The organism is Sphingobium trunci, from assembly GCF_022664535.1.
Lineage (GTDB): Bacteria > Pseudomonadota > Alphaproteobacteria > Sphingomonadales > Sphingomonadaceae > Sphingobium.
Map to the genome: position 1 here is coordinate 116,731 of NZ_JAKUJY010000003.1, position 21,537 is coordinate 138,267.

Consider the following 21,537-nt stretch of genomic DNA (forward strand, 5'->3'; position numbering starts at 1 on the left):
TCAAGACTTGGATCGGGGGGCGATAGTCCGGCGATGTTGCATTGCGATGAGCGCGGGTTGACCGGAACAAGTCAGTCCCGTGACGAAGCTGTGACAGGCTGGGCCGGGCACGCCGCGACGGGCGGAAAAGGAAGGGCCGCGACGATCACGGCCCTTCCTGACCCTGAGGGAAATTACTTCATCGTCGGAATGACGAAGCTCTGGTCGATCACCGCGCCGCCGGTGGGCCAGCGCTGCGTGATCTTCTTGGTCCGGGTGTAGAAGCGCACGCCGTCCATGCCATATTGGTCGAGATCGCCGAAGCCCGAGCGCTTCCAGCCGCCGAAGCTGTGATAGGCGACAGGCACCGGGATCGGCACATTGATGCCGACCATGCCGACCTCGACCTGCGCGGCGAATTTGCGGGCGGCATCGCCATTGCGGGTGAAGATGGCGACGCCATTGCCATATTGATGCTTCGTCGGATAGCTTAACGCTTCCTCGAAGGTCTGGGCGCGCATGATCTGAAGCACGGGACCGAAGATTTCGTCCTGATAGCTTTTCATGTCCGGCGTCACCCGGTCGATCAGGGTCGGGGCGAGATAATAGCCCTCCTCATAACCCTGCAGCGAGAAACCCCGCCCGTCGACGACGATTTCCGCGCCTTCGTCGGCCGCCATCTGGATATAGCTTTCCACCCGCGCCTTGTGCTGGCCCGTGACGAGCGGGCCATATTGGGCGTCGGGGTCGGTCGGGATGCCGGGGCGCAGCGTTTCGATGGCGCTCACCAGCTTTTCGCGGAACGCGTCCGCCGTCGCTTCGCCCACCGGCACGACCACCGGAAGCGCCATGCAGCGTTCGCCCGCCGAGCCATAGGCCGCGCCGACGATATCGGCGACCGCCTGGTCCATGTCGGCGTCGGGCAGGATGATGCCGTGATTCTTCGCCCCGCCCATGCACTGGGCGCGCTTGCCGTTGGCGGCGGCGCGCTGATAGACATAGTTGGCGATATCGGACGATCCGACGAAGCTGACCGCCTTGATATCCGGATGGTCGAGAATGGCGTCGACGATCTCCTTGTCGCCATGGACGACGTTCAATATGCCCGCGGGCAGGCCCGCTTCCAGCGCCAGTTCGGCAAGGCGCACCGGCACCGACGGATCGCGTTCGGAGGGCTTGAGGATGAAGGCGTTGCCGCAGGCGATCGCCATCGCGCTCATCCACAGCGGGATCATCGCCGGGAAGTTGAAGGGGGTGATGCCCGCCACGATGCCCAGCGGCTGGCGCATCGAATAGACGTCGATGCCGGGACCGGCGCCCTCGGTATATTCACCCTTCAGCAGGTGCGGGATGCCGCAGGCGAATTCCACGACCTCCAGCCCGCGCTGAATATCGCCCCTGGCGTCGGCGATCACCTTGCCATGTTCGGACGAGAGCAGATGGGCGAGTTCGTCCATATTCTGTTCGATCAGTTCCTTGTAGCGGAACATCACGCGGGCGCGGCGCTGCGGGTTGGTCGCGGCCCATTCGGGCTGCGCTTCGCGGGCGCTGTCGATCGCCTTCTGCAGATGGGCGGGATTGGCCAGTTCGACCTGCGCCTGCACGGTGCCGGTCGCGGGATCGAGCACGTCCGACAGGCGCGCGCCGGCGAGCGGGGCTGGCTTGCCGTGGATGAAATGGGTGATGGAACGCATTGTCCGGCTTCCTCTCCTGACGAAATATGGCGAATCTATAGACGGGTCGGCTTTGCAGCGATACCTATAGGATGACACATTGGTTGTGCGGAAATGCCCATGCTCAATTCCGATGAACTGCGCCTTTTCCTTGCCGTCATGCGGGAGGGCAACATGCTTGCCGCCGCCCGGCGCTTGGGGGTCGATCATAGCACCGTCGCGCGGCGCATCACCAGCCTGGAGACGGCGCTGGGCGCGCGGCTGTTCGACCGGTCGCCGCGCGGGGTCACGCCGACGCCCGCCGCCTTCGCGCTGGTCGCCCATGCCGAGCGGATCGAGAGCGAACTGCTCGCCGCGGCCGCTAGCGTGGCGGGGCGTGACCGGGAGATTGAGGGGATTGTCCGGCTGGCGACGCCGGAGGCCTTCGCCAGCCATATGGTCGCGCCCCATGTCGCCGCGCTGCGGGCGCGGCATCCCCGGCTGACGCTGGAACTGGCTTCGGAAAGCCGCGCCGCCAGCCTGTCGAAGCGGGAGGCCGATATCGCCGTGATGCTCAAACCCCCGCCCAAGGGCCGGTTGGTGACGCGCAAGCTGGCGGATTACCGGCTCGGCCTCTATGCCGCGAAGGATTATCTGGAGCGGGAGGGGCTGCCCGTGGCGCGCGGCGACCTCAACCGGCATATCTTCGTTTCCTATATCGAGGAACTGGCGGGTTTCCCGGAGATGATCGCCCTCGACCAGATATGGCCCGGCGCCACCATCGCCTTCCGGGCGAGTTCCAGCGCGGCGCAGCATGCGGCGGTGGCGGCGGGCATGGGGATCGGCGTGCTGCATGTCTTCGCCGCGGCGCAGGATGAGCGGCTGGTGCAGATCATGCCGGGCCAGATGGAGGTGTGGCGCAGCTATTGGCTGGTCATGCATGCCGACCTGCAGCGCCTGCCGCGAGTCCGGGCGGCGGTGGATTTTCTGGACGAGGTGATGAGGGCGATGCGCGACCGGCTGTGACGGGGACCGGGTGACATAGGTGACACGACAGAGGCGCCGGAAAGCCCTGTTTTTCCTGCATTTCCTACAAAGTCAAAGAGCCGGTCACGACCCTAGCCTGAGAGGTCCGCTGTAGGACAGGAAAAACAGCCCGCCCTCATCGCCGCCCGTCGAAGAGGGAAGTGCGCCGGGGGCGTTGCAGTTCGACCGGGCGGCCCAGTTCGCGTTGCAGCATGGCGAGCATCCAGGCCCGGTGGCGGGCGAGATAGTCGGCGAAGCCGTCCGGCCGGGCGGGATCGAAGACCGGTATGTCCCAGTCCGCCGGCTGCTCCAGATAGGGGAGGATGGTCTGTCCGGCGCCATCCTCCGGCAGGTCGACATGGCGGCCCGCATAGCTGTTGCGTTTGAAGCGGATCGAGCGGGCCGGGCCAAATCCGGCCTGGATCAGATAGTCCGGCCCGCTGCGTCCCGTCTCGCTGCCATAGCGCGCATGGCCCGCGACCTTGAAGACATTGCGCCTGAACCGGACGTCGCGCGCCCAGCCGTCCCATTGCGTCGCCACCACCATCTGCACGTCCTGCGCCTCGGGCACATGGATGACATTATGGTCGATCCGGACGCCCGACACATTGCCCGCAAGCTGGAAGATACGCGTCCCGTCATTGCGACTGACATTGAAGCGGGCGCGGGTTCCCCGATTGCCGAGATTGTCCGGGCCGTGCCGGGGTGAACAGACCAGCAGGAAGCCGCCCGCATTGTCATGGCTGTAATTGTAGAGAAAGGTCGTCCGGCGCGAATTGAAGTCGGAATCGAAGCCCTGGCCGTCATAGCGGGTGCGGGTGAAGGCCGCTTCGTTGAGCTGGATCAGGCTGTCGTCGGTGCTCCATTGCCAGATGGCGGCGGTATAGCCCGGCGCCCGGCTGCCCGCCTGGCGCACGATATTATGCTCGATCAGCGCCCCGTCCGTACCCCTGGGCACGATGCCGTCGCCGCCGATATCCTCCAGGAAATTGTCGCGGATGACGACCTGGGTGCTGGGAAACCAGTCCTGCGCCGTCACCCGGTCGCTGATCCCGGCGATGCCCGACCGGTCCGTCCGCCAGACGATGTTGCGTTCGATCACCAGGTCCTCAAAGCGCGTCGGCACCCTCTGCCCGGTGGCGCGGAAGACGATGCCGCCATTGTCCTTGCGATCGTTGGTGCCGCGCACGTCATGGATATAGAGATCGCTGATCCGGATGCCGCGGGTCACGCCCCGGTCCTGCGCCGACACCAGCAGGCCGAAGCGCTGCGCGGGCGTGGGGCCGTCATTGGTCAGTTCCAGTCCGCTGACGCTCACATGGCCGGCGTCGACGATCGCGACGGCATGGGGGGACAGGCCGCCGGCGTCGATGCGGGGGCGCGCTCCGCTGCCGGTCGCGGCGATGGTGATGGGGGTGCCCTTCCGGCCCGATCGCGTCAGCGTCAGGGCTTCACGCCAGACCGATCCCGCCAACAGCAGCACCTGGTCGCCCGGTTTCAGAGGGAAATGGCCGACCTTGCCCAGCGTGCGCCAGGGGCGGTCGGGCGCCCTGCCGTCGAAACCATCGTCGCCCGTCAGGGAACTGACATAATAGGTTTCGGCGCTGGCGGCTGAAATGGATGCAGCCGCCAGCAGCGCGAGAGAGACGATTTTCGCGGCCGTGCTCAACATGGACGGGGAGCATTATAATGGGATGGAACCGGATTTCGCCATATGGATTCCGTCGTTCCGGATGTTTGATCCGGGGTCGGGCTTCATCTTGCGCGCGGCGTGAAAGAAGCCGGGTTCCCGGGTCAAGCCCGGGATGACGGCCGTGAGACTGGACTGAGTTCCATGTCCTAGACCTGCGGCGAGGGCCGCCTTTGCCGGTCGCAGGGCATGAGATGGCAGGCCGCGTCCTTGCCGGGGGGAATGGCGGGCTTGCGCTGCCATGGCGGGGTCCAGCCGGGAGGGGCGGAGCCGCAGAAATAGGGCGAGGAGGGATTGGCGTCCGGCATCGCGGCGGCCGATGTCTGCGCGCAGGCGAGAGCGGCGAGGGCGAGCGCGCTATACCGCATGGCTGAACCGCCGCTCGGCCGGTTGCAGATAGGCGTCGAAACAGGCGGCGATGCTGCGGGCATAGGGCAGGGCCTCCGGCAGCAGGACGAGCTGGTCGCCGCTCAGGCGGATCAGGCCCAGCCGATCGAAATGCGACAGGTCGGGAAGGGGGATGGCTGGGTCGATCCGGGCGTGGCCCTGGCACAGCAACGCTTCGATGATGCGGCCCCGGCGCTGGTCCTCCACGGTGCGCAGCGTGCCGCGCGTGGCGGAGATTTCGCCCGCCTCCACCCGTTCGCGCCAGGGTCCGGCCTGCTTTTCATTCTGGACGATGAGGTCGGGAAACTGGCTGATCGCGCTGGCGCCCAGGCCCAGCAATATGTCCGCGGGATCGTCGGTGAAGCCCTGGAAATTGCGGCGCAGCCGCCCCTCCGCGGCGGCCCTGGCGATGCTGTCGCGCGGCTGGGCGAAATGGTCGAAGCCGATCGCGTCATAGCCCGCGGCGGTGAGCGTTCGATAGCCCTGCGCCGCCATGGCGAAGCGGGTGGGAAGGTCCGGCAGCGCGCTGGCGTCGATGCGGCGCTGGCGGGGCAGAAGCTGGGGCATGTGCGCATAGCCGAACAGGGCGATGCGCGCGGGGCGCAGCCGGACGCTTGCCTCCAGCGTGGCGGCGAGATCGTCGATGCTCTGGCCCGGCAGGCCGTACATCAGGTCGAAGCCGGTCGCGATGCCCGACAGGCCAAGCTGGTCGACGGCGCGTGCCACCGTTTCGAGCGGCTGGATGCGGCCGATGGCGGTCTGCACATGCGGCGTGAAGGTCTGGACGCCCAGATTGACCCGGTCGACGCCCATGGCCGCCATGGTCGAAATCCATTGCCGGTCGAGGCGGCGGGGGTCCAGCTCGACCGAGATTTCCGCATGATGCGCGTCGAAGCAGAGCAGCAGTTGCTGGAGCAGCCGGACGAAATCGACCAGTGGCAGCGAATTGGGACTGCCGCCGCCAAAGGCGATCCGCCGGACCCGGCCGCGCCCCTTCAGCCGCCCCGCGACCAGCGCGATTTCCCGTTCCAGCGCCTCGACATAGGCGGCGAGGCGCTGGGAGCGGTTGGCAGCGCCGGTGTTGCAGCCGCAATACCAGCAGATGTCGTGGCAATAGGGGATGTGGACATAGAGCGAGAGCGCCGCATCCCTTTCCACCCCCTCCAGCCGGGCGGAAAGGTCCGCCGCGCCCACCTCGCCGCCGAACTGCGCCGCGGTGGGATAGCTGGTGTAGCGCGGCACGGGCCGGGCAAGCAGATCGGGATGATAGGTCCACATGCGCGTCTGATGGCAGCCGGGGCGGCAGGCCGCATTGAGGGAGGTCAAATTTCCGCTTGCGCAGGATCAATGCCGGGGAGGCGCGGGCAGGGCAGAGGGACATCACCGACAACAGGGATGGAGACAGGCCCATGACAATCAAGACGATCCTGCTGGCCGCCGCCGGTTGCGCCATCATCGCCGCTCCGGCCCAGGCCGCGACGACAGGCCTGGCCAAGGGCGACGTGCTGGTGCGGCTGCGCGGCATCATGGTGGCGCCCAACGAGAAGAGCGGCAGCGTGCTGCCCGCCTTTCCCGGCGAGAAGGTGAAGGTCGACAACAGCGTGATGCCGGAAATCGACGTCACCTATATGGCGACCGACCATGTCGGCTTCGAGCTGATCGCCGCGACCACCAAGCACAGCGCCAGCGGGCGGAGCGGGACGACCGGCGCGATCGGCCGGCTCGCCTCCACCTGGGTGCTGCCGCCGACGCTGACCGTGCAATATCATTTTCTGCCCGAGGGCAAGGTCCGGCCCTATGTCGGCGCGGGGGTGAATTACACGCTGTTCTACAATGAGAAGGCGTCCGGCGCGCTGGAAAGCGCAGCGGGGGCGACCAGCGTGCACATGTCCGACAGCTTCGGCTGGGCCGGGCAGGCGGGGGTCGATATCGACCTGAACGACAAGCTGTTCCTGAACCTGGACGTCAAATATATCGACATCGACACCACCGCGCGGCTGACGACCACGGCGGCGGGGGTGCAGCGGGTGAAGCTGGCGCTGGACCCGTTGGTCTTCGGTGTCGGGGTGGGAATGAAATTCTGACCCGGTTGGACGGGGGCGGTGGCCGGAGCGGCTGCCGCCCCTTCCCGCAATGGGGTTGGAATGGTTCGCGCAGAGGCGCGGAGGACGCGGAGAAGACCCGCGCCGTCCTCTGCGCCTCTTGACGCCCTAACTCTCTAAGCCGCGAGGGCCTTTACCACGAAGGGCAGGCGTTCGCCGTCCGGTTCGGTCAGGGTCAGATAGCTGCCCGGCAGGATCGCATGGGCGTCCAGGCGGAAGATATTTTCGTCATCCTCCTCGCCCGGTTCATAGGATAGCGCCCAGCCTTCGGACGTGCGCAGCAGGCAGCCGTGGCGGTCCGGCTCGTTGGGCCAGAAGCGCCGCACCGTCGCCAGTTCGGGATGATGGCGATATTCCTGCTCGTCGATCAGCCCGTCATGCCCCAGCGGCAGGCGCATCACATAGCTGCGCGCCGCCGATCCGTTGGGAAAGGCGGGCGTGCGGGCGAGTTCCAGGCGTATCGTCGTCCATGTCATGGCCCTGCAATCCGATTTCGCGGGCCGAAAGGATATAAGGACTATCCCGGATGGCGGGGGCGGGGCCGACTGCCCTAGCCATGGCGAAGCAAGCCATTGACGGAGACGGGCCATGAAATCGGTGCTGCTGCATATCCATGACGACCGGGGCGCGGAAAGCCGCCTGCAGGCGGCGTGCGACATGGTTCGCGCGACGGACGGTCATATCCATTGCGTGCAGGTGACGACGCTGCCCGATTTCGTGGCGGCCGACATGTATGGCGGTGCTTCGCTGGCACCCGCGATGGTCGATGAGCTTCATGCCATGGACGAGAAGCTGCGCGCGCGGACCGAGGAGCGGTTGCGGCGCGAGGGCGTGAGCTGGGACTGGCGGCAGGCCGACGGGGATATCGTTCGCGGGCTGCTGTCGGCGGCCAAGCTGAGCGATGCGATCGTCGCCACCCTGCCCGAAGGGATGCGCAGGGATTATCATGATCCGTTGCCGCTCTGCGCCGATCTGGCGCTGGCGGGGCGGACGCCGGTGATGGCGGTGCCGCAGTCGGCCAGGGCGATGATGGTGGCGGGGCGCGCGCTGGTCGCCTGGGACGGATCGCAGGAGGCGGCGGCGGCGCTGCGGGGGGCGGTGCCGCTGCTGAAGCTGGCGCAGGAGGTGCATGTGGTGACGGTGGAGGAAGCGGGCAAATATCCCTTCCCCGCGACCGATGCGCCCGAATATCTCGCCCGGCACGGCGTCATGACGCAGCTCCACACCTGGCCGCAGGATGGCCGCGCGGTGGCGGACGCGCTGATGGCGGCGATCCGGGTGCTGAAGCCGGACTGGCTGGCGATGGGCGCCTATGGCCACAGCCGCTTGCGCGAATATGTGTTCGGCGGCGTGACCCGCACGGTCCTGCAGGAAGTGCGCGTGCCGGTCTTGCTGGCGCACTGAAGACGCGCCATGGTGCGGTGATGGGGGTAGCGGACGACGATACCGAGGGCTTGAGCCAACGCGAGCATAGCCTGGAGCAGGCGCTGCTGGGGTCGATCCTGGCGACCGTGCCCGATGCGCTGATCGTGATCGACATGCGTGGGGCCATCGTGTCGTTCAGCGCGGCGGCGCAGCGCATGTTCCAATATGCCGAAAGCGACGTGCTGGGCGAGAATATCTCGATGCTGATGCCCTCCCCGGACCGGGAGCGGCATGACGGCTATATCGACCATTATCTCCATACCGGCGAGAAGCGGATCATCGGCATCGGGCGGCTGACCAGCGCCAGGCGGCGGGACGGGTCGACCTTTCCCATCGAACTGTCGGTGGGGGAGGTGCAGGATCAAGGGCGGCGGCTGTTCACCGGCTTCATCCGCGACCTGACCGAGCGGCAGCAGGCCGAACGGCGCGTGGCCGACCTGCAGGCGGAACTGGCCCATGCCAGCCGGGTGACGGCGATGGGGACGCTGGCGTCGGCGCTGGCGCATGAGCTGAACCAGCCACTGACCGCCATCGCCAATTATCTGGAGGCGGGGCGCGACCTGCTGGACGCCGGGGGGCCGGTGGACCGCGAGATGCTGCGCGAGGCGATGGACGAAAGCGCGAGGCAGGCGCTGCGCGCGGGCGAGATCATCCGGTCGCTGCGCGAGTTCATCAAGCGCGGCGAGACCATGCGCCAGCCCGAACCGTTGCGCGCGCTGCTGGCGGAAGGCGCGGCGCTGGCCTTCATCGGCGCGGACAGCCGGGGCATCGACATGGACATCCAGGTCGACCGGCGCATCGACAAGGTGCTGGTGAACCGCGTGCAGTTGCAGCAGGTCATCATCAACCTCGTCAAGAATGCGGTCGAGGCGATGGCGGGCAGCCCGGCGCGCATCCTGCGCCTGTCCGCTGTGCCGATCGACAGCGGGCGGGTGGAGGTGGTGGTGGCCGACAGCGGCACCGGGCTTGACCCCGACATGTCGCGCACGCTGTTCACGCCCTTCACCACCACCAAGGCGTCGGGCATGGGTGTGGGCCTGTCGATCAGCCAGACGATCATCGAGGGGCATGGCGGGCGCATCTGGGCGCGGCCTTCGCCCTGGGGCGGCACCGAATTTCATTTCACCCTGGACGCGGCGGACGAAGCATGAGCGAACCCTATACCATCTATGTCGTGGACGATGACGAGGCGATCCGGCGATCCCTGTCCTTCATGCTCAAGACCAGCGGCTATGCGGTCCGGCTGTTCGAGGGCGGGACGGCCTTTCTGAAGGCGGCCGCCGATCTGGAACCGGGCTGCGTGCTGCTGGACGTGCGCATGCCCGATATCGACGGGCTGGAGGTACAGCGGGAATTGCGGGCGCGGGGCGTGATGCTGCCGGTGGTGATCATGACCGGCCATGGCGACATCGACATGGCGGTGGGCGCGATGAAGGCGGGGGCGAGCGACTTCATCGAAAAGCCGTTCGAGAAGGTGGCGCTGCTGGGGTGCATCGAGGCGGCGCGGAAACTGTCCGTCGCCGACCGCAGCGCCAATGCGCGGGCGGAGGAGGCGCGGGCGCGGCTCAACGCGCTGACGGAACGGGAGCGCGAGGTGCTGGACGGGCTGGTCGAGGGGCTGCCCAACAAGACCATCGCCTATGATCTGGGGATCAGCCCCAGGACGGTGGAAATCCATCGCGCCAATCTGATGCAGAAGCTGGAGGTGAAGAGCCTTGCCGAAGCGCTGCGGATTGCATTTCATGCGGGGAGCGAGGCGGACAAGGCTGGGTGAGGGGTTTAGACCCCGCGCAGCCGTTCGGCAGCCATTTGCTTGTCCTTTGGAACGAACAATTTACTCTTGTGAGGGAAATCTGACCGGGCTGGAAGCTCTGTCCTTCCCCGAGGCGCAGCGCGCATCGAAGCTTCGAGCCAAGTCGGAGAGTTTCACTGCACCCAGCCGGGCGACCAGCAAAGCCTCCGCCTCCGCAAGCGCTTCCTCCAGTGCTTGGTTGACAGCCCCCTCAACCGCGCAATCGGGATTGGAATGTTCATTGCCGATCGCAAAGATGCGCGATCCCCCTACCGCCCGATGCACGTCGAGGAGTGACACTGTCTCCAAATCCGCCGCAATGACCCAGCCACCGCCATGGCCCTTTTCCGAGCTCACATATCCTGCGTCCCGCAAGCCAGCCATCGTGCGTCGGATGACGACCGGGTTGGTGCCCAGCATCGCTGCAATGGCTTCGGACGTCATCGCCCCTTCATGCCGCGCCATATGAAGCAACACATGGAGCATTCGCGAAAGGCGGCTGTCATTACGCATCTCTCGATCCTTCGCATTCCAGTCGGCATTGGCAAGCATGATATTTCACGATACTTATAATGTTACGTGATTCGTGGAGCAGGTGAAATGCGAGAGTTTGAAAATCCGAACCATTGGGACGCGGCCGCTCAACACTATGAGAAGACGGCCCATCCTTTCACCGCGCACTTCGCCCAGGCGGCTATGGCTCGCGTAGCCCTGGGGCCGGGTAGCCATGTACTTGACATTGCGGCAGGCACCGGCGCGCTGGCGCTGGCCGCCGCCCGGACAGGCGCTCACGTGCTTGCGACAGACTTCTCGCCCGGAATGGTCGCGCGCATCGCCGCGGCACGGCTTCCCAATGTCGAGGCGCGTGTGATGGATGGGCAGGCCCTTGCACTGGCTGACGGAGCGTTCGATGCCGTCTTCTCGATCTTTGGGGTCATCATGTTTCCCGACTGGCGAAAAGGACTGGCCGAAATGGCGCGGGTCACGCGCCCCGGCGGTTACGGCATTGTCGCAACCTGGCAGGAACGTGGTGCAGCCACTTTCCTGCTGCTCGGCAATATTCGCCGTAAGCTCTTCCCCGGCCGCGATGACGTGACAATGCCGGAGGCCATAGGCGCCCTGAGTGATCCGAACGATCTCGGCCGCGAGATGATGATCGCTGGCTTTCAAGACCCGCAGATCGAGCGTGTCACCCATGACTATGCGCTCGACGTCACGGCGCTCGACGATCCCGACACGTTATTCGGCATGTCCCCTGACTGGACCAGCCTTGGCGAGGAGGAAAGGGCAAGCGTTGTTGCGCAGGTACGGAAAATGGCGGGTGAGCGTTCGATCTTGCCCATTCCCTCAACCGCGCTGATCGGGGTCGCTCGACGCTGATAAAATCCGATGGCGGCGCTTTTGGCGGGGATCGGCCAACCGCGTTTCAACTCGAGCGCGCCGCGCTCGACCCGTTGCCGCCTTCGATCGGGTTAGCCCCGATAGGGACAATTACGGATAGGTCCGATCCCGCTGCGGAGTCATGCAGCGGACATGGATATGCGATTTGATCTGGCGCAAAAGGCGCCGCGCGATGCCGAGATGGCGCTGATGATGACACCGGCGGCGAGCGGTTGCGGCGCGGGCTGTTGCGACCGGTGCGAAGTGCGCGATCAGGCGGTCTGTGCCGATCTCGACGCGAGGGAGCGCGAGGCGCTGAACCGGATCGGGCGGCGCGTCACGCTCAAGGCCGGGCAGACCGTGATGTGGGAGGGCGACAGCTCCACCCTGGTCGCCAATGTGATCGAGGGGACGCTCAAGCTTTCCACCTCCACCGGGGACGGGCGGGAGCAGATTGTCGGCGTCGTCTACGCGTCGGATTTCATCGGGCGGCCCTTTGGCGCGCGCACGCCGCATAGCGTGACGGCGCTGACCGATGCGCGGCTGTGCCTTTATCCGCGCGGGGCGTTCGACGGCTTCGCGCGCACGCATCCGCAACTGGAGCATCGGCTGTTGCAGCGGACGCTGGACGATCTGGACCGGACGCGGGCCTGGATGCTGCTGCTGGGGCGGAAGAATGCACAGGAGAAGGTCGCGACGCTGCTGCTCGACATGGGGCGGCGGCTGCGGGGCGGTCGCGATGGGGTGATCGAACTGCCCCTGTCGCGCCAGCAGATCGCCGACGTGCTGGGGCTGACGATCGAGACCGTGTCGCGGCAGATCAGCGAGATGAAGCGGCTGGGCGTGATCGCGCTGGTGGGACGGCGCGGGGTGCGGATCTGCGACGCTGCGTGGCTGGAGAGTCTGGCCGAGGGGGAATGAGGTTAGGCGGTGCTGGATTAGAGTATCCGTGATGATCAAGCCTGAGATTGGGGCCAGCATCTATCGGCTTTGAGCAGAGCGTTTGCGGTGACGACGATCTTTCGCATGACGGCGGTGATGGCGATTTTTGCGGGCTTTCCTGCGGTGACGAGTTGTTGGTACTTTGCCTTGAGGTCAGGGTTGTATCGGGCGGCGACGAGGGCCGGCATATAGAGGGCCTGCCTCACGTTGGCACGTCCGCCGCGGATGAAGCTTTTGCCTTTCCCTTGTCCGGATTGGCGCGGGATCGGTGCAAGGCCGGCAAGGGATGCGGCCTGCTTGTTCTCAAGGCTGCCGAGTTCGGGCATGGTGGCGATGAGCTGGTTGGCGGTCAGCGTTCCCACACCCGCGATGCTGGTCAGGATCTGGTGTCGGCGAGCGAGTACGGCATCGGCGGTGATCAGGTTGGAGATCTCGGCATCGAGGGCCTCGATATGTCGATCGATCTGTTCGAGCCGCTGGCGACACTGGCGCTTGAGAAAGGCGATGGTGAGATTTTTCTCACGATTTTTGAGCGCGGTGCGATCACGAACCAGGCCGTCTCGGGCATTGATGAGTTCCGCCATTTGGGTCTGCTGTGCGCTTCGAGCGGGTCTGACGGGTGGCTGCAAGGTTGCGGCCATACGAGCCAGCAGGATGGCGTCAATGCGATCAGTCTTGGCCAGCGTGCCAGTCGCCTGGGCGAAGCGCCGGACCCGTTCAGGGTTGAGCTTCACACAGGGCCAGTTGGTCAGCGCCGCCTCCAGTGCGCGATGATAGGTGCCGGTTGCCTCATAGGCGATCCGTTCGATCGGCCATTGTCGCAGCCAGGCGATCAGCGCCTTGTGGCCCTTGGCGGTATTGGCAAATTGGCGCTCGGCGCCGACGGGGTAGGCATGGCAATCGAGGCTCGCTTTGGAGATGTCGATGCCGATCGTCTCTGGTAGATTGTCACTCATCTTTTCCGCTGTCCCATGCTTGTCATCCGGGTCCAAAACCCCGGTATCCGTTCGGGCCTGATGGAAAAGAAAGGGGCGATCCTACTCTAATCCGGTCCCTTAACGACCGGCGGTTTCGCGATCCGTCCCCTTCCGCCCGGACCGGGGTGGCCACCCCGGTCCGGGCAATCCAGCATGACCCAAACGGACGGCAATGTCATAAGACAAGCGGTTTCGATCTGATGGCATCATCTGACGGTTCAGAAATCGCGGCAAATCAAAAGAATAGAGCGGTCGATCTGATGGAATCAGATCGACCGCTCTAGGGGGAGCGGGCTGGACGCCCGCGCGATCCTGTGGATCGCATCCCTCTCACCCAGCTACGACTAGGCAGCAAGCTGCCAAGTCTGCGCATCCCTCTCCCTCAAGTGAGAGGGGTTATTGGTGTCCCCTTCCCACCCACTAGGGACATTCCCCTACAGACCCGTCCCGCCGCCTTTGACAGAGGTCAATGCATGAAAGGGGCGCCCGCGCGAAGGGCGCCGTGAAGCCTTTGACGGGGACATCCGATGGAGCAACTGGTTTGGAAGACGGGCGGCTGGTTCGCGCTCGCCACGCTCGCCTTTCTGGCGATGCTGGGGGCGGCGGATTTCGGCTTTGCCGTGCATATGGCGATCGTCTGCGCGGCGGCGCTGGCGGTGGCCGTGCTGACGATGCGGCGCGCCGACTATGAGGGGATCGCGCGGGGCTGGCTGAAAATGCCCGCCGATCAGGGCGTATATGATGACGATCCCATCCGCTGGGGCGTCATCGCGACCGTCTTCTGGGGCCTGGCGGGCCTTCTGGCCGGGCTTTACATCGCGCTTCAGCTTGCCTTCCCGGCCCTGAACCTGGGCCTGGAATATACCAGTTTCGGGCGGTTGCGGCCCTTGCACACGTCGGCCGTGATCTTCGCCTTCGGTGGCAATGCGCTGATCGCCACCAGCTTCTACGTCGTGCAGCGCACCTGCCGGGCGCGGCTGGCCTTCCCGGCCCTCGCGCGGTTCGTCTTCTGGGGATATCAGCTCTTCATCGTGCTGGCGGCGACCGGCTATCTGCTGGGGATTACCGAGGGCCGCGAATATGCCGAGCCCGAATGGTATGTCGACCTGTGGCTGACCATCGTCTGGGTCGCCTATCTGCTGGTGTTCGGCGGCACGGTGCTGCGGCGCAGGGAGCCGCACATCTATGTGGCGAACTGGTTTTACCTGAGTTTCATCCTGACGATCGCGATGCTGCATATCGTCAACAACCTGTCCATGCCGGTGAGCTGGCTGGGGTCCAAGAGCTACAGCGCCTTTGCGGGCGTGCAGGATGCGCTGACGCAGTGGTGGTACGGGCATAATGCGGTGGGCTTCTTCCTGACCGCCGGCTTCCTGGCCATGATGTATTATTTCGTGCCCAAGCAGGCGGAACGGCCGGTCTACAGTTACCGCCTGTCGATCATCCACTTCTGGTCGCTGATCTTCCTCTATATCTGGGCGGGTCCGCACCATCTGCACTATACCGCGCTGCCGGACTGGGCGCAGACATTCGGCATGGTCTTTTCGATCATGTTGTGGATGCCGAGCTGGGGCGGGATGATCAATGGTCTGATGACGCTGAACGGTGCGTGGGACCGTATTCGCACCGATCCGATCATCCGCATGATGGTGATGGCGCTGGCCTTCTACGGCATGAGCACTTTCGAAGGGCCGATGATGTCGGTGAAGACGGTGAACAGCCTGTCCCACTATACGGACTGGACCATCGGCCATGTGCATTCGGGCGCGCTGGGGTGGAACGGGCTCATCACCTTCGCCTGCCTCTATTATCTGACGCCGCGCCTGTGGAAGCGGGAACGGCTCTATTCGCTGCGGCTGGTGAACTGGCACTTCTGGCTCGCGACTGTGGGGATCGTGCTCTACGCCGCGTCGATGTGGGTCGCGGGCATCATGGAAGGGCTGATGTGGCGCGAATATGGGGCTGACGGCTATCTGGTCTACGCCTTTTCCGAAGTCGTGAAGGCGACCTTCCCGCTCTATCTGATCCGGGCGGCGGGCGGCCTGCTCTACCTGACGGGCGCGGTCATCATGGCCTGGAATATCGGCAGGACCATCGCGGGCAGCCCGCTGCGCGAGGAAAAGCCGATGAACGATGCCGCCTATGACGCCGCCGCCGACCGGCCGCTGATCGCCCAGCCCGCCTGAAGGAGTATCGACCCATGGAAACCAAGGCCAAGGGCAAGTTGTTCGACCATGGCAGGCTGGAGCGCAATGTCTCCCTGCTGGGTATTGCCGCGCTGATCGTCGTCGCCATCGGCGGCATCGTGGAGATCGCGCCACTGTTCTGGATCGACAATACGATCGAGAAGGTGGAGGGGATGCGGCCCTATACGCCGCTGGAGCTGGCGGGACGCAATATCTACATCCGTGAGGGCTGCTATAATTGCCATAGCCAGATGATCCGTCCGTTCCGGGACGAGACGGAACGCTATGGCCATTACAGCCTGGCCGCAGAGAGCATGTTCGATCACCCCTTCCAATGGGGATCGAAGCGCACCGGGCCGGACCTGGCGCGGGTGGGCGGCAAATATTCGGATGAATGGCATGTCCAGCACCTGAAGGACCCGCGCGCCGTGGTGCCGGAATCGATCATGCCGACCTATGCCTTCCTGTCGGAGCGCGAGCTGAAGCCGGCCGACATGCGCAAGGATCTGACCGCACTCAACGATGTCGGCGTGCCCTATACGAAGGACGACATCGCCAAGGCCAATGACGATCTTAAGGCGCAGGCCGATCCGGATGCGGACTCCAGCGATCTCATCAAGCGCTACCCCAAGGCGCAGGCGCGCGATTTCGACGGCAATCCGGGGAAGGTGACGGAGATGGATGCGCTGGTCGCCTATCTCCAGATGCTGGGCACGCTGGTCGATGTGGAGAGCGCCAGGCCGCAGGAGACGCTTTCCAAGGAGTCCGGGCAATGAGCTATGACGAATTGCGCCAATTTGCCGACAGTTGGGGGCTGGTGTTGATGGGGGTGAGTTACCTGACCTTCGTCGGCTGGCATTTCCTGCCCAGGGGGCGCGAGCGGAGCGACGAGGCGGCGCGCGCCATTTTCGAACAAGAGGAAGCCGATCATGGCTGACGAAAAGCGCATCGACGCCGCCACCGGCACCGAGATCAAGCATCATGAATGGGACGGCATCCAGGAACTGGACACGCCGCTGCCGCGCTGGTGGCTCTGGACCTTCTACGCGACGATCCTGTTCGCGATCGGTTATATGATCGCCTATCCGGCCTGGCCGTTGATCGACCGGGCGACAGGCGGCGTGCTGGGCTGGTCGAGCCGGGGGACGCTGGAAAAGGAACTCGCCGCGCGGGAGAGGCAGATCGCGCCGGTCCGGCAGGCGATCGCCGCGACGCCGATCACGGCGCTGCCCGGGCAGCGCCAGCTTATGCAGCAGGCGATCGAGGGCGGCCGTGCGGCCTTTCGCGTGCATTGCGTGCAATGCCATGGATCGGGCGCGGCGGGATCGAAGGGCTATCCCAACCTGAATGACGACGACTGGCTGTGGGGCGGTGATCTGGCGACGATCGAGAAGACGATCACCGACGGCGTCCGCAATCCCGATCATGCCGCCACCCGGCAGTCGCAGATGCCCGCCTTCGGCAAGGATCAGTTGTTGAGCGCCGCGCAGGTCGATGATGTGGTCGCGCATGTCCGCGTCATCAGCGGGCAGGACAAGGCGAGCGCGGCGTCGCGGCGCGGGGCCACGGTCTTTGCCGACAATTGCGCGGTGTGCCACGGCCCTGCGGGGAAGGGCAACCGGACGGTCGGCGCGCCCAACCTGACCGATGCGATCTGGCTTTATGGCGGCGACCGGGAGACGATCCACGAAACCGTCTGGAACAGCCGCCATGGCGTGATGCCGCGGTGGGACGACAAGCTGGACAAGGCCACCATCCGGATGTTGGCGGCCTATGTGCACAGTCTGGGCGGCGGCGAGGCGGCGCCCGCGGCCAGGGCCGATGCGGGGCATTGAACCATGCTGATGGCCGGAGCCGGGGCGCTGTATGAAAAGCGCAAGGGCGTCTATCCCAAGGCGGTGGACGGCTTCTATCGCCGCCTGAAATGGGCGGTGATGGCGGTGACGCTGGCCGTCTATTGGGGCACGCCCTGGCTGCGCTGGGATCGCGGGCCCTATGCGCCGGACCAGGCGGTGCTGGTCGATCTGGCGCACCGGCGCTTCTACATGTTCGCGCTCGAAATCTGGCCGCATGAATTTTATTATGTCGCCGGGCTGCTGGTGATGGCCGGGGTCGGGCTGTTCCTCGTCACCTCGGCGGTGGGGCGGGCCTGGTGCGGCTATGCCTGTCCGCAGACGGTGTGGACCGACCTCTACCAGCATGTCGAGCGGTTCATCGACGGCGACCGCAATGCGCAGATGCGGCTGGCCAAGGCGCCCTGGGGCGTGGCGAAGATCGGCCGCAGGCTCTTCAAATGGGCGGTCTGGCTGGCGATCGCTTTCATAACCGGCGGCGCATGGATCTTCTATTTCGCCGATGCGCCGACGCTTCAGGCGCAGTTCTGGAGCGGGACCGCCGCGCCCGTGGCCTATGCGACAGTGGCAGTGCTGACGGCGACGACGTTCGTGCTGGGGGGCTTCATGCGCGAACAGGTCTGCATCTACATGTGCCCCTGGCCGCGCATCCAGACGGCGATGCTGGACGAGAAATCGCTGATCGTCACCTACAAGGAGTGGCGCGGCGAGAAGCGCGGGAGCCTCAAGAAGGCGGAGGCGCATCCGGGCACGTTCGGGGATTGCATCGACTGCAACCAGTGCGTCGCCGTCTGTCCCACCGGCATCGACATTCGCGAAGGGCCGCAGATCGGCTGCATCACCTGCGCGCTGTGCATCGACGCGTGCGACAAGGTGATGGCGCAGGTCGGGCGGCCGAGGGGCCTGATCGACTATTGCACGCAGGAGGATGCGGAGGCCGAGCAGAAGGGCAGGGCGCCCCGGCCGGTGCTGAAGACACTGCTGCGGCCCCGGACCATGGCCTATTTCGCCGTCTGGGCGGGGATCGGCGCGGCCATGCTGTTCGCGCTGGGTGCGCGGACGCGGATCGACATCAGCGCGCAGCAGGACCGCAACCCGATTTTCGTGCGCCTGTCCGACGGCGCGATCCGCAACGCCTATACGGTGAAGCTGCGCAATATGGAGACGCGGCCTCGTGCCATGGAGATCGGCGTCGAAGGCCTGAAGGGCGCGGCACTGTGGACCGATGCGGGATCGCGCGAGGCGGCCCGCGCCACGCTGCGCACGACCGTGCCCGCCGACAGCGTCGCGAAGCTGCGCGTCTTTCTGGTGCAGCCCGCAGGCGGAACGGCACGGCAGGATTTCCGCTTCACGGTGCGCGGACTCGATAGCGAAGGCGGCGGCGACAGCGAACCCGCCCGATTTGAAAGGCCCTGAGGATGAATGGCATCTCTTATCCCCGCCGCCGCTTCACCGGCTGGCACATGACGGCGATCCTGGTCGCCTTCTTTGCCGTGGTGATCGCGGTGAATGTGCTGATGGCGACGGTCGCGGTGCGGTCCTTCGGCGGGACCGTGGTGGAGAACAGCTATGTCGCGAGCCAGAAGTTCAACGGCTGGCTGGCGCAGGCGCGGGCGCAGAAGAAGCTGGGCTGGCGCGATGCCGTGGCGCTGGATGACGGGCGGCATGTGCGCCTGACGCTGAACCGGACGGGCGCGAGCGTCGGTGCGGTGGCGCAGCATCCGCTGGGGCGGGCGGCCGACATTCCGCTCCGCTTCCGGGAAGTGCGACCCGGCCTGTATGTCAGCGACCATGCCCTTCCGGCGGGGCGCTGGCAGGTCCGGTTCGATCTGCGCCATGGCGGTCAGGCGATGCATCTGTTGCGGGAGGTCGACTGATGGCTACCCAGCCCCTGATGCCCCATGATCTTCCGGTCGAGGTGAAGGAAAGCCTGTTCGCCGTGCCGGGCATCCATTGCGTGAGCTGCATCGCGAAGATCGAGCGGGAACTTCCCCTGGCCGATAGCATCCAGTCCGCGCGCGTCAACATGAGCGCGAAGCGGGTGGCGATCCTGCACGATCCGGTCATGACCCCGCCGGAGCTGAAGGCGGCCATCGCCGCCATCGGTTTCGACGCGGAGCCGCTGGCCGATCCGGGCGTCGATATCGCGGCGGCGGAGAATAGGGCACTGCTGCGCGCACTGGCGGTCGCGGGCTTCGCGGCGATGAACATCATGCTGCTGTCGGTGTCGATCTGGTCGGGGGCGGAGGGGGCGACGCGGACACTGTTCCACTGGCTCTCGGCACTGATCGCCCTGCCGACCGTGGCCTATGCGGGGCAACCCTTCTTCCGGTCGGCCTGGGCGGCGCTGCGGCAGGGGCGCACCAACATGGATGTGCCGATCAGCATCGGCGTGCTGCTGACGACGGGCATGAGCCTGTATGAGACGGCGGTGGGTGGCGCCCATGCCTGGTTCGACGGTGCGGTCATGCTGCTGTTCTTCCTGCTGGCGGGGCGGGTGCTGGACAGCATGATGCGAGGCCGGGCGCGGGCGGGCGTGGCGGCGCTGCTGCGGCAGACCGCGCCGGGCGCGCTGGTGCTGGAAAGCGGCGGCGCGAGCCGGTGGACCGAGGCGGGCGCCCTGCGGCCGGGGATGCGGATGCTGGTGGCGGCGGGCGAGCGGCTGGCGGCGGACGGACGGATCGTGGAGGGGGAAAGCGGGCTGGACATCGCCTTCCTCACCGGGGAAAGCGCGCCGGTGCGCGTCTGTCCGGGCGACGCGGTGCAGGCAGGGGCGCTGAATGTCGAGGGGCCGATAACGGTCGAGGTGACGGCGGCAGGCGCGGATACGGTGATCGCCGACATCGCCCGGCTGATGGAGCAAGCGGGGCAGGGCAAGTCGCGCCATGTCCGGCTCGCCGACCGGGCGGCGCGCTATTATGCGCCCTGCGTGCATCTGCTGGCGGCGCTGTCCTTTGCCGGGTGGATGATCGCGGGGGCGGGCGTGCATCAGGCGCTGCTGATCGCGGTGGCGGTGTTGCTGATCACCTGTCCCTGCGCGCTGGGGCTGGCGGTCCCGGCGGCGCAGATCGTCGCCTGCGGCACGCTGATGCGGCGGGGCGTGCTGGTCAAGGACGGGTCGGCGCTGGAACGGCTGGCGGAAGTCAGCGAGGCGGTGTTCGACAAGACCGGTACGCTGACGCTGGGGCGGCCTGTGCCCGTGAACCTGCGGCGCCTGTGGCGGGAGGATCGGGCGATCCTGCTGGCGCTGGCGCAGGCGAGCCGCCATCCCCTGAGCATCGCGCTGCGGCAGGCGCTGGAGACGGAGGGAATCGTGCCTGCCCCGCTTTCCGGCATCCGCGAAGTGCCGGGAGAGGGCCTGTTCGCGGAATTCGAGGGCGTGGCGGTGTCGCTGGCGCGGCCGCGCGGCCTGATCGACCTGTTCGGCCTGGCGAGCGAATATCGGCGCGGGAAGCAGGCGATGCTGCTGCAGTTCACCGATGCCCTGCGGCCGGATGCGCCGGAGACGCTGGATGCGCTGCGCGGCATGGGCGTCAAGATATTGATCGCCAGCGGCGACCGGCCCGATGCGCTGGAGGATATCGCCCGCATGACGCGCGCGACCGCGATCGGCCATCTGCGTCCGGCGGACAAGCTGGCGCTGATCGGGCGGCTGCGCGCCATGAGGGAGAAGGTGCTGATGGTCGGCGACGGGCTGAACGATGGCCCGGCGCTGGCGGCGGGGCATGCCAGCATGGCGCCCGCATCGGCCAGCGACGCCAGCCAGTTGACCGCCGACGCCGTGTTCCTGGGCGACAGGCTGGCGCCGGTGGCGCTGACCGTCCATGTCGCACGGCGCACGGTCAGGATCGTGAAGCAGAATTTCGCGCTGGCCATCGGCTATAATGCGCTGGCGGTGCCGCTGGCCATTGCGGGCAAGGTCACGCCGCTGGTCGCCGCGGTCGCCATGTCGACATCCTCGCTGATCGTGATCGCCAACGCGCTGCGCCTGAAAGGAGCCGTGAAATGACCGGAATCGGCCTGCTCATCCCGATCGCGCTGGGTCTGGGGCTGCTGGGCCTCGCCGCCTTCTTCTGGGCGCTGCGCGACGGGCAGTTCGACGATGCCGACGGGGCGGCCAACCGCATCCTGATCGACGACGAGTGA

The 21,537-nt window shown here is 66.1% G+C and carries 22 protein-coding genes; 15 read left to right on the forward strand and 7 right to left on the reverse strand.

Annotated features, from left to right (window positions below; translation table 11 throughout):
• Window positions 1–173: 173 nt before the first annotated feature.
• The gene (locus tag MJ601_RS03990) at window positions 174–1,673 is read right to left on the reverse strand and encodes a CoA-acylating methylmalonate-semialdehyde dehydrogenase (RefSeq protein ID WP_242123504.1); all 1,500 of its coding nucleotides are present in this window, start codon (window positions 1,671–1,673) and stop codon (window positions 174–176) included.
• A 99-nt stretch (window positions 1,674–1,772) separates the two neighbouring features.
• Here MJ601_RS03990 and MJ601_RS03995 point away from each other — a divergent pair, with 99 nt between their 5' ends.
• The gene (locus MJ601_RS03995; protein WP_242123506.1) at window positions 1,773–2,657 is read left to right on the forward strand and encodes a LysR family transcriptional regulator; all 885 of its coding nucleotides are present in this window, start codon (window positions 1,773–1,775) and stop codon (window positions 2,655–2,657) included.
• Between the two features lie 136 nt (window positions 2,658–2,793).
• Here the strand turns inward: MJ601_RS03995 and MJ601_RS04000 are convergent, their stop codons facing one another.
• From MJ601_RS04000 to hemN, 3 genes are all read right to left on the reverse strand, one after another.
• Window positions 2,794–4,329: a right-handed parallel beta-helix repeat-containing protein gene (locus tag MJ601_RS04000; RefSeq protein WP_242123508.1), complete on the reverse strand. Its 1,536-nt coding sequence runs from the start codon at window positions 4,327–4,329 to the stop codon at window positions 2,794–2,796.
• Between the two features lie 167 nt (window positions 4,330–4,496).
• Window positions 4,497–4,715, reverse strand: coding sequence for a hypothetical protein (locus MJ601_RS04005; protein WP_242123510.1), 219 nt, complete (start codon window positions 4,713–4,715; stop codon window positions 4,497–4,499).
• Entirely contained in the window at window positions 4,705–6,012 is a 1,308-nt protein-coding gene (gene hemN, locus MJ601_RS04010; protein WP_242123512.1) for an oxygen-independent coproporphyrinogen III oxidase, read from the reverse strand. Before hemN ends, MJ601_RS04005 begins: the two co-directional genes overlap by 11 nt.
• 131 nt (window positions 6,013–6,143) lie before the next feature.
• On the opposite strand from hemN, the gene MJ601_RS04015 reads away from it, so the two are divergent.
• Window positions 6,144–6,818: an OmpW/AlkL family protein gene (locus tag MJ601_RS04015; protein ID WP_242123514.1), complete on the forward strand. Its 675-nt coding sequence runs from the start codon at window positions 6,144–6,146 to the stop codon at window positions 6,816–6,818.
• 134 nt (window positions 6,819–6,952) lie between these two features.
• Here MJ601_RS04015 and MJ601_RS04020 read toward each other — a convergent pair whose 3' ends face one another.
• Entirely contained in the window at window positions 6,953–7,312 is a 360-nt protein-coding gene (locus tag MJ601_RS04020) for a hypothetical protein (RefSeq protein ID WP_242123516.1), read from the reverse strand.
• A 112-nt stretch (window positions 7,313–7,424) separates the two neighbouring features.
• Between MJ601_RS04020 and MJ601_RS04025 the strand changes: the two genes are divergently transcribed.
• Genes MJ601_RS04025 through fixJ form a run of 3 tightly spaced genes read left to right on the forward strand, consistent with a single transcriptional unit; the run spans window position 7,425 to window position 10,035 of the window.
• Window positions 7,425–8,240: a universal stress protein gene (locus MJ601_RS04025; RefSeq protein ID WP_242123518.1), complete on the forward strand. Its 816-nt coding sequence runs from the start codon at window positions 7,425–7,427 to the stop codon at window positions 8,238–8,240.
• A 20-nt stretch (window positions 8,241–8,260) separates the two neighbouring features.
• A complete protein-coding gene (locus tag MJ601_RS04030; RefSeq protein WP_242123520.1) occupies window positions 8,261–9,412 on the forward strand; it encodes a sensor histidine kinase in 1,152 nt (383 codons plus the stop codon).
• Window positions 9,409–10,035: a response regulator FixJ gene (gene fixJ / locus MJ601_RS04035; RefSeq protein ID WP_242123522.1), complete on the forward strand. Its 627-nt coding sequence runs from the start codon at window positions 9,409–9,411 to the stop codon at window positions 10,033–10,035. Before MJ601_RS04030 ends, fixJ begins: the two co-directional genes overlap by 4 nt.
• 60 nt (window positions 10,036–10,095) lie before the next feature.
• Here fixJ and MJ601_RS04040 read toward each other — a convergent pair whose 3' ends face one another.
• Window positions 10,096–10,566 (reverse strand): Rrf2 family transcriptional regulator, encoded by a 471-nt coding sequence (locus MJ601_RS04040; protein ID WP_242123793.1) that lies wholly within the window; start codon window positions 10,564–10,566, stop codon window positions 10,096–10,098.
• Window positions 10,567–10,653: 87 nt separating this feature from the next.
• Here MJ601_RS04040 and MJ601_RS04045 point away from each other — a divergent pair, with 87 nt between their 5' ends.
• Window positions 10,654–11,433 (forward strand): class I SAM-dependent methyltransferase, encoded by a 780-nt coding sequence (locus tag MJ601_RS04045; RefSeq protein WP_242123524.1) that lies wholly within the window; start codon window positions 10,654–10,656, stop codon window positions 11,431–11,433.
• A gap of 153 nt (window positions 11,434–11,586) precedes the next feature.
• Window positions 11,587–12,354: a Crp/Fnr family transcriptional regulator gene (locus tag MJ601_RS04050; protein ID WP_242123526.1), complete on the forward strand. Its 768-nt coding sequence runs from the start codon at window positions 11,587–11,589 to the stop codon at window positions 12,352–12,354.
• A gap of 35 nt (window positions 12,355–12,389) precedes the next feature.
• Here MJ601_RS04050 and MJ601_RS04055 read toward each other — a convergent pair whose 3' ends face one another.
• The gene (locus MJ601_RS04055) at window positions 12,390–13,331 is read right to left on the reverse strand and encodes an IS110 family RNA-guided transposase (protein WP_242123528.1); all 942 of its coding nucleotides are present in this window, start codon (window positions 13,329–13,331) and stop codon (window positions 12,390–12,392) included.
• A 548-nt stretch (window positions 13,332–13,879) separates the two neighbouring features.
• Between MJ601_RS04055 and ccoN the strand changes: the two genes are divergently transcribed.
• The 8 genes from ccoN to ccoS are packed head-to-tail and all read left to right on the forward strand — an operon-like array spanning window position 13,880 to window position 21,537.
• Window positions 13,880–15,538, forward strand: a complete 1,659-nt coding sequence (ccoN, locus tag MJ601_RS04060) for a cytochrome-c oxidase, cbb3-type subunit I (protein ID WP_242123530.1) — start codon at window positions 13,880–13,882, stop codon at window positions 15,536–15,538.
• A gap of 14 nt (window positions 15,539–15,552) precedes the next feature.
• A complete protein-coding gene (gene ccoO / locus MJ601_RS04065; RefSeq protein WP_242123532.1) occupies window positions 15,553–16,314 on the forward strand; it encodes a cytochrome-c oxidase, cbb3-type subunit II in 762 nt (253 codons plus the stop codon).
• A complete protein-coding gene (locus MJ601_RS04070) occupies window positions 16,311–16,475 on the forward strand; it encodes a cbb3-type cytochrome oxidase subunit 3 (RefSeq protein ID WP_242123534.1) in 165 nt (54 codons plus the stop codon). The genes ccoO and MJ601_RS04070 overlap by 4 nt, the downstream gene beginning before the upstream one ends.
• Window positions 16,468–17,373 carry a cytochrome-c oxidase, cbb3-type subunit III gene (gene ccoP, locus MJ601_RS04075; protein WP_242123536.1) on the forward strand — a complete coding sequence of 302 codons (906 nt, stop codon included), beginning with the start codon at window positions 16,468–16,470 and terminating at the stop codon, window positions 17,371–17,373. The genes MJ601_RS04070 and ccoP overlap by 8 nt, the downstream gene beginning before the upstream one ends.
• Window positions 17,374–17,376: 3 nt before the next feature.
• Entirely contained in the window at window positions 17,377–18,807 is a 1,431-nt protein-coding gene (gene ccoG, locus MJ601_RS04080) for a cytochrome c oxidase accessory protein CcoG (RefSeq protein WP_242123539.1), read from the forward strand.
• Between the two features lie 2 nt (window positions 18,808–18,809).
• Window positions 18,810–19,268 carry a FixH family protein gene (locus tag MJ601_RS04085; protein WP_242123541.1) on the forward strand — a complete coding sequence of 153 codons (459 nt, stop codon included), beginning with the start codon at window positions 18,810–18,812 and terminating at the stop codon, window positions 19,266–19,268.
• Window positions 19,268–21,400, forward strand: coding sequence for a heavy metal translocating P-type ATPase (locus tag MJ601_RS04090; protein ID WP_242123543.1), 2,133 nt, complete (start codon window positions 19,268–19,270; stop codon window positions 21,398–21,400). Before MJ601_RS04085 ends, MJ601_RS04090 begins: the two co-directional genes overlap by 1 nt.
• Window positions 21,397–21,537, forward strand: coding sequence for a cbb3-type cytochrome oxidase assembly protein CcoS (gene ccoS, locus MJ601_RS04095; protein ID WP_242123546.1), 141 nt, complete (start codon window positions 21,397–21,399; stop codon window positions 21,535–21,537). The genes MJ601_RS04090 and ccoS overlap by 4 nt, the downstream gene beginning before the upstream one ends.

What these genes read in the sequence shown, in the direction of transcription:
- MJ601_RS03990 (WP_242123504.1), bottom strand. Translation starts at nt 1,673, where the DNA reads ATGCGTTCCATCACCCATTTCATCCACGGCAAGCCAGCCCCGCTCGCC.
- MJ601_RS03995 (WP_242123506.1), top strand. Translation starts at nt 1,773, where the DNA reads ATGCTCAATTCCGATGAACTGCGCCTTTTCCTTGCCGTCATGCGGGAG.
- MJ601_RS04000 (WP_242123508.1), bottom strand. Translation starts at nt 4,329, where the DNA reads ATGTTGAGCACGGCCGCGAAAATCGTCTCTCTCGCGCTGCTGGCGGCT.
- MJ601_RS04005 (WP_242123510.1), bottom strand. Translation starts at nt 4,715, where the DNA reads ATGCGGTATAGCGCGCTCGCCCTCGCCGCTCTCGCCTGCGCGCAGACA.
- hemN (WP_242123512.1), bottom strand. Translation starts at nt 6,012, where the DNA reads ATGTGGACCTATCATCCCGATCTGCTTGCCCGGCCCGTGCCGCGCTAC.
- MJ601_RS04015 (WP_242123514.1), top strand. Translation starts at nt 6,144, where the DNA reads ATGACAATCAAGACGATCCTGCTGGCCGCCGCCGGTTGCGCCATCATC.
- MJ601_RS04020 (WP_242123516.1), bottom strand. Translation starts at nt 7,312, where the DNA reads ATGACATGGACGACGATACGCCTGGAACTCGCCCGCACGCCCGCCTTT.
- MJ601_RS04025 (WP_242123518.1), top strand. Translation starts at nt 7,425, where the DNA reads ATGAAATCGGTGCTGCTGCATATCCATGACGACCGGGGCGCGGAAAGC.
- MJ601_RS04030 (WP_242123520.1), top strand. Translation starts at nt 8,261, where the DNA reads ATGGGGGTAGCGGACGACGATACCGAGGGCTTGAGCCAACGCGAGCAT.
- fixJ (WP_242123522.1), top strand. Translation starts at nt 9,409, where the DNA reads ATGAGCGAACCCTATACCATCTATGTCGTGGACGATGACGAGGCGATC.
- MJ601_RS04040 (WP_242123793.1), bottom strand. Translation starts at nt 10,566, where the DNA reads ATGCGTAATGACAGCCGCCTTTCGCGAATGCTCCATGTGTTGCTTCAT.
- MJ601_RS04045 (WP_242123524.1), top strand. Translation starts at nt 10,654, where the DNA reads ATGCGAGAGTTTGAAAATCCGAACCATTGGGACGCGGCCGCTCAACAC.
- MJ601_RS04050 (WP_242123526.1), top strand. Translation starts at nt 11,587, where the DNA reads ATGGATATGCGATTTGATCTGGCGCAAAAGGCGCCGCGCGATGCCGAG.
- MJ601_RS04055 (WP_242123528.1), bottom strand. Translation starts at nt 13,331, where the DNA reads ATGAGTGACAATCTACCAGAGACGATCGGCATCGACATCTCCAAAGCG.
- ccoN (WP_242123530.1), top strand. Translation starts at nt 13,880, where the DNA reads ATGGAGCAACTGGTTTGGAAGACGGGCGGCTGGTTCGCGCTCGCCACG.
- ccoO (WP_242123532.1), top strand. Translation starts at nt 15,553, where the DNA reads ATGGAAACCAAGGCCAAGGGCAAGTTGTTCGACCATGGCAGGCTGGAG.
- MJ601_RS04070 (WP_242123534.1), top strand. Translation starts at nt 16,311, where the DNA reads ATGAGCTATGACGAATTGCGCCAATTTGCCGACAGTTGGGGGCTGGTG.
- ccoP (WP_242123536.1), top strand. Translation starts at nt 16,468, where the DNA reads ATGGCTGACGAAAAGCGCATCGACGCCGCCACCGGCACCGAGATCAAG.
- ccoG (WP_242123539.1), top strand. Translation starts at nt 17,377, where the DNA reads ATGCTGATGGCCGGAGCCGGGGCGCTGTATGAAAAGCGCAAGGGCGTC.
- MJ601_RS04085 (WP_242123541.1), top strand. Translation starts at nt 18,810, where the DNA reads ATGAATGGCATCTCTTATCCCCGCCGCCGCTTCACCGGCTGGCACATG.
- MJ601_RS04090 (WP_242123543.1), top strand. Translation starts at nt 19,268, where the DNA reads ATGGCTACCCAGCCCCTGATGCCCCATGATCTTCCGGTCGAGGTGAAG.
- ccoS (WP_242123546.1), top strand. Translation starts at nt 21,397, where the DNA reads ATGACCGGAATCGGCCTGCTCATCCCGATCGCGCTGGGTCTGGGGCTG.